This is a genomic window from Vibrio sp. 10N.286.51.B11, assembly GCF_041469245.1.
Taxonomy (GTDB): Bacteria; Pseudomonadota; Gammaproteobacteria; order Enterobacterales; family Vibrionaceae; genus Vibrio; species Vibrio crassostreae_C.
Window position 1 is genome coordinate 1 of the sequence record NZ_JBFRKI010000087.1, and the last position, 251, is coordinate 251.

Sequence of the window (251 nt, forward strand, 5' to 3'; positions counted from 1 at the left end):
TCCTGCACGACCCACCATTCTTTCTCCACGAAGGAATTAAAACTATCGTGGGCGATTAGCTCAGTTGGGAGAGCACCTGCCTTACAAGCAGGGGGTCACTGGTTCGAGCCCGGTATCGCCCACCATTCTCTAAATATTCTTGGAAGTTAAATCTCCAAACCACTTCTTATGTCGCTGGTTGGATTTTTCGACTGTGAGAGTCTTTAGAAAATGAACTTCACAAGAAGTCTCATTGCTCTTTAACAATTTGG

The 251-nt window shown here is 45.0% G+C and carries 1 tRNA gene; it reads left to right on the plus strand.

Annotated elements, in window-relative coordinates:
- The first annotated feature begins 49 nt into the window (after positions 1-49).
- Positions 50-125, plus strand: a tRNA-Val gene (locus AB4154_RS22405).
- The last annotated feature ends 126 nt before the right edge of the window (positions 126-251 follow it).